The 337-nt window shown below is 46.9% G+C and carries 1 protein-coding gene; it reads left to right on the top strand.

The window, feature by feature from the left end:
• A partial coding sequence (locus AC0QH1_RS14835; protein WP_324631961.1) for a reverse transcriptase/maturase family protein occupies positions 1-337 on the top strand: 337 nt, incomplete at both ends.

Genomic DNA, 337 nt, shown 5'->3' on the forward strand with positions numbered 1-337 from the left:
TGGGTACTGGATGCAGATATTGCAAAATGCTTCGACCGAATTGACCATGAAAAACTTCTCAATAAACTTGATGCCTTTCCGGCAATCCGACGACAAGTCAAGGCATGGCTAAAAGCAGGGGGAATTGACACCGGACAGCTATTCAAAACGGAAGAAGGCACACCGCAAGGAGGGGGAATCAGCCCCTTACTAGCAAATATTGCCCTCCACGGCATGGAAGAAAGCATCAAATCCTTAGCGGTTAAGCTACCAGGAAAAGAAAGCCGTACAAACAAACGCGATGCAATCTCGTTAATCCGTTATGCGGACGACTTCGTTATCCTGCATGAAAACAAGG

Source organism: Phormidium sp. CCY1219 (genome assembly GCF_055795085.1).